Origin of the sequence: Aestuariivita boseongensis (genome assembly GCF_001262635.1) — a bacterium.
Taxonomy (GTDB): domain Bacteria; phylum Pseudomonadota; class Alphaproteobacteria; order Rhodobacterales; family Rhodobacteraceae; genus Aestuariivita; species Aestuariivita boseongensis.
Genome location: NZ_JXYH01000094.1, coordinates 1 through 4,456, shown reverse-complemented (window position 1 = coordinate 4,456; position 4,456 = coordinate 1). Strand labels below are relative to the sequence as shown.

The 4,456-nt window shown below is 54.5% G+C and carries 3 protein-coding genes; 2 read left to right on the top strand and 1 reads right to left on the bottom strand.

From position 1 onward, the window contains the following. Positions 1–198 precede the first annotated feature (198 nt). Complete coding sequence (locus TR61_RS19105; RefSeq protein ID WP_050932124.1) at positions 199–2,085, top strand: adenylate/guanylate cyclase domain-containing protein; 1,887 nt, start codon at positions 199–201, stop codon at positions 2,083–2,085. Between the two features lie 139 nt (positions 2,086–2,224). Here TR61_RS19105 and TR61_RS19100 read toward each other — a convergent pair whose 3' ends face one another. Beyond that, a complete protein-coding gene (locus tag TR61_RS19100) occupies positions 2,225–3,388 on the bottom strand; it encodes an acyl-CoA dehydrogenase family protein (protein WP_050932123.1) in 1,164 nt (387 codons plus the stop codon). Positions 3,389–3,523: 135 nt separating this feature from the next. Between TR61_RS19100 and TR61_RS19095 the strand changes: the two genes are divergently transcribed. Next, positions 3,524–4,231 carry a winged helix-turn-helix transcriptional regulator gene (locus TR61_RS19095; protein WP_050932122.1) on the top strand — a complete coding sequence of 236 codons (708 nt, stop codon included), beginning with the start codon at positions 3,524–3,526 and terminating at the stop codon, positions 4,229–4,231. The last annotated feature ends 225 nt before the right edge of the window (positions 4,232–4,456 follow it).

The following is a 4,456-nucleotide window of genomic DNA, read 5'->3' as shown; positions in this document are numbered from 1 at the left end:
CACGTCCTCGGACACTAACCAGCAGTGAACGGCTGCTTCCAGCAAGAGCGGACGCTGACGAAAATTCAAGCTATGTCCGAGTTGCGGACTGAACGGACATTTCGTCGTCCAAGATGGAGTCGGCGAAAGAGTCGCGAAAAAAGCGCGTTTCGGTTATCCTTATAAGGATGATGGATCGCGTTTTCCGGAGGAGGAGAAATGTCGACCGAACGCCGCGAACGCCGCATCGCTGCAATACTATCCGCAGATATTGCAGGTTACAGCCGACTTATGGAAATCGATGAATCGGGCACCCACGCTCGCGTCGCGGCCCTGCAGGAAGAGATCATCGACCCGCTGTTCAGCAGTCACCGTGGCCGGGTTTTCAAACAGATGGGAGATGGTTTTCTCGTTGAGTTTGACAGTGTTGTTGACGCCATTGATTGTGCAATCGCTTTGCAGACGGCGCTTCAGGAAAAAAACAAAGACTTCGGCAACGATCAGCAGATCAAACTTCGGATTGGCATCAATCTCGGGGACGTGATCGTTGAAGAAGACGATCGATATGGGGAAGGGGTCATCCTCGCTGCGCGGCTACAAAGCCAGGCTGAACCAGGTGGCATTTTGATCTCGCAACCTGCCTTCCTGCAACTGTCCTCGAGTCAGAAAGCCATGTTCGAGGACAGGGGGCAGCGAAGTCTGAAAAACATCACCATGGCCGTTCAGGTCTATGGCTGGACGGAAAACGCAAGACCACCGGCAAAAACGCGGCGCGGTCCGATTCCAATCATGGTTGGTGGCGCAATTCTGGCATGTGCAGCGGTCATCGGCTTTACGGTATTGCAGTTTTTGCCTGCTGGGAGCGCTGCTTTGCCGCCGTTACCAACCGGACCCAAAATCGCGATCGTTCCCTTCGAGACTCTGAGCGAAGATGATGAAAGTGCTCGCTTGGCGACAAGTCTCTCGAAGTCGATTTCGGCCGACATGTCGAAATTCACCGACCTTTTCCTTCTCCCACTGAACGCTACCCGAGGTTATCAACGAACAGGCTTCACGCCGCAGCAACTGCACGAAGATCTAGGCGCGGACTATGTGCTGGAGGGTAACCTGTGGCGTTCGGATCGTACGTTGAGAGTAACCGCTTTGCTCACCAACGCAAGGGAAGCGCGGCTGGTCTGGTCGCAGACCTATGACGGCGACCTGACTGCGGGCAACATCTTCGAAGTTCTTGACGAAATCACGGCCGGAGTGGTCGCAACGGTAGGTACGCGCTCAGGCGTGGTTAGGTTGCAGGAAGCCGGACGTATCCGCGCCAACCGCACGGAAAATCTGACGGCCTACGAATGCGTCGCGCTATACGACTATCACGGGATCAATGTGTCGCGTACAGATCGCGGTCGCGTGCGCGATTGCCTCGAAAAGGCGGTAGAGCTGGACCCGAACTATGCTCAGGCGTGGTCGCATCTGGCAGGCATCCTGATAGAGACCTACAAGAACGAGAAGTTTTCGAAGGCAGACGCGCAGGCACTTTTAGACCGCGCCGATGCAGCAGCAAAGCGTGCGACAGAACTCGATAACGCGAATGCGGAAGCCTATTACCGCCGCGCGGTTATCAGCCAGTTGCGCGGCGAGGGTTACGCTGCCTTTAAGGAACTGGCTGACAAGGCACTGGCGTTGAACCCCAACGACGCGGACGTGATCGGCGATCTTGGCAATTTCTCTTACTATTCCGGCGATCTGGAGCGGGGTAAGGAATTGGTCGGAAGGATGATGAAAATTAATCCACGCTATCCCTCATGGGCGCATTTCGTGTTCTTTCTCGATCATTTCCGGAATGACGAGTTCCCCGAGGCGCTGGCCGAAGTTGTGAAAATCACGCTGCCGAACCATTGTTTCATCCAGTGGTCGAAGGCGGCGGCCTATGGCAAAGTCGGTGATACCGCCAACGGCCGTGCCACGCTGGACCATATTTCGAAGATCGAACCGCCCTGCCCGGACGATCCGCGACTTCCTTACCGAACCAGGGGCTTGCCGGAAGACCTGGTAGCGTCTTTCATGGACGGGCTCAGAAAAGCCGGAATGGACGTTCCTCCGGACGACCAGTAGAAATAGGGTTATCGTGGGAAGACAGACCGCTGTGGGCTCGCTAAAGCCATTAGTTGCACGCAGCAACAAAGTCCGCTGAGCGGACAAAGCAGTCGGCGCTTGTAACAAATCTCAGTGCTTCGGACTCGGGTTGTAGGTCTTAAATCTTGAATGAAAGAGGATCTAACTGATGCCGAACACGGCCGACCAACTCGAAATTATCCTTAATGCTGGATATATGATGGATCAGGCAGTTTGCATCTCGAAAAATCCGTTGAATTCGACCAGAACGATGCAGCGCGCTCGCCCCAGCTACGTCAAATACTGAGCGAACAATCGCCGTTCCTTGATGTACAGCTGTCAATCCGGCCAAGCGTAGCTGCATTCTCGCCTGCTGCGATGGCGTTCCACTGGCCATGCCTTCATTCCAGACCTTATCTGCTGCGAGATCCAGACCCGCGCGAAGGCTGAATAGCAAACCTTCGGCTTCCTCTAATGCGCGCATTGCTGCGGGTTTGGCAACGGCAGGTTCCCCGGTCATCCTGTTCGTCTTGGTCGCCAGTTCTTTTCGCACCGCGTCTATGGCTGCTCTAGCCAAGCCCAAGTGTACTGAAGCGACACTTGTCGAAATCAACCACACTCCGTGGCCCAGAAAGCCCCGGCTTCGACCCGCAACGGGCTTTGAATCGGGCCAATCATAAATTGCCATTTTCGGGACTAGCACGTCTTCAAACACGATTTGGTTGCTGCCAGTCGCGGCTAGCCCGACGGGATCCCATGTTTCGACGACGCTGGCCTCCGTACTGGGAGCCAGTACAGATACCATTCGAAATCCACCCGGTACATCGGCGTCTTCCAACAAGATATCCCCGCCAACATACGTCGCAGCCAGGCAACCGGACGCGAAGCCCCAGCTGCCCGAAATTCTCAGTCCGCCGTCTTCATCATGGAAGTCCAATTTGCCCAAATTGCTGCTAGCCACGCAGGCTTTGGGATCAGAAAACACATCGGAGACCAGTTCGTCTGTGCCATTTGCGGCAACTACGGCAGCCGCCATCGCCCAATGGGAAGATACCCAACCCGACGAAGCATCGGCGGCCGACAGTTCGCACCCCAACCTGATCCAGTCGGTGAGCGTGCCGCCTAGCCCTCCGACCTCCTGATCCAAAAGGATGCGTCCTACACCAGCTTCCAAGAGGTCGTTTGCCAGATCGTCACCGATCCAGCGTCTCTCTTCGGCAGCTTCCGCACCCGACTTCGCCTTGTCCTTCAATGCCGGTAGAGCGTCCCAGAGGTCATCCAGACAGTTTGTTTGGGCCTTCATGCTTGTGCTCCCTACGTTGCGAGTATGGGTTCGATCATAGTTTGCGGATGATGTTGTGGCATTCAAGTTCAGTTTGTGAAGTTGCTGTCTAAGCAGATATGCTTGAAGAAATCGCCGCGTGTGAGGTCAAAAGAAATGCCCGAAGCCACCTATAACCAGTTCTGCCCCGTTGCGATGGCGGCTGAAATACTTGGCTCTCGTTGGACAATCGTGCTCATCCGCGAGCTGTGTGCTGGATCCACGCGATTTAATGATTTGCGCCGTGGTGTTCCCCGCATGTCGACCGCGCTTTTGAGCAAGCGCCTGAGGGAACTTGAGGCACATGGGATAATCGAGCGACGCAGCGTCGAAGGCAACTCCTCACAACACGAGTACCATCTGACTGCTGCGGGAAAAGACATGACTGATGTCATCATGGCAATCGGTATCTGGGGACAGCGTTGGATAGACACCGAATTACACTTGGATAACTCCGATCCTGCTTTGCTGATGTGGGATATGCGCAGAAGTATTAACCAAGGAGCCTTGCCGCTGCGCCGCGTGAACGTTCAGTTCAACTTCAACGATGTCGCGCGAAACGAAGCATGTTGGTGGGTCGTTTCAGACCCTGAGCATGGGGTCGACCTGTGTTTGAAAGATCCGGGGTTCTTTGTCGATCTATACGTGGAAACCGACATTAAGACCATGACGGCGATTTGGATGGGATTGGCTTCTGTCACAAGCGCACTGTCTAATGACAAACTCTTGCTCAGCGGCGATACAGATGTTGCAAATGGCATGCATGACTGGCTGGGACTTAGCCTCTTTGCCCCATATGAAAAACAAGTCGCACCAAGCGACTGATAAATTCTAAACTGGCTTGCCGCTCCCAAATTTTTTTGCCGCTATGTGCAGATGTTGTGTCGAGCCCGCCAATCATTCAACGCACCGAACTAAACTAAACGATTAATCGGACCATCTTTTTGTCCACTTCGGGCTCATGGCAGTCAATCGCTGCAGTCTGCACGAACGACTGCAACGCGGACGTAACGGACATTTGGTGCCACGTCTGCTATTGTGCGTATCCAA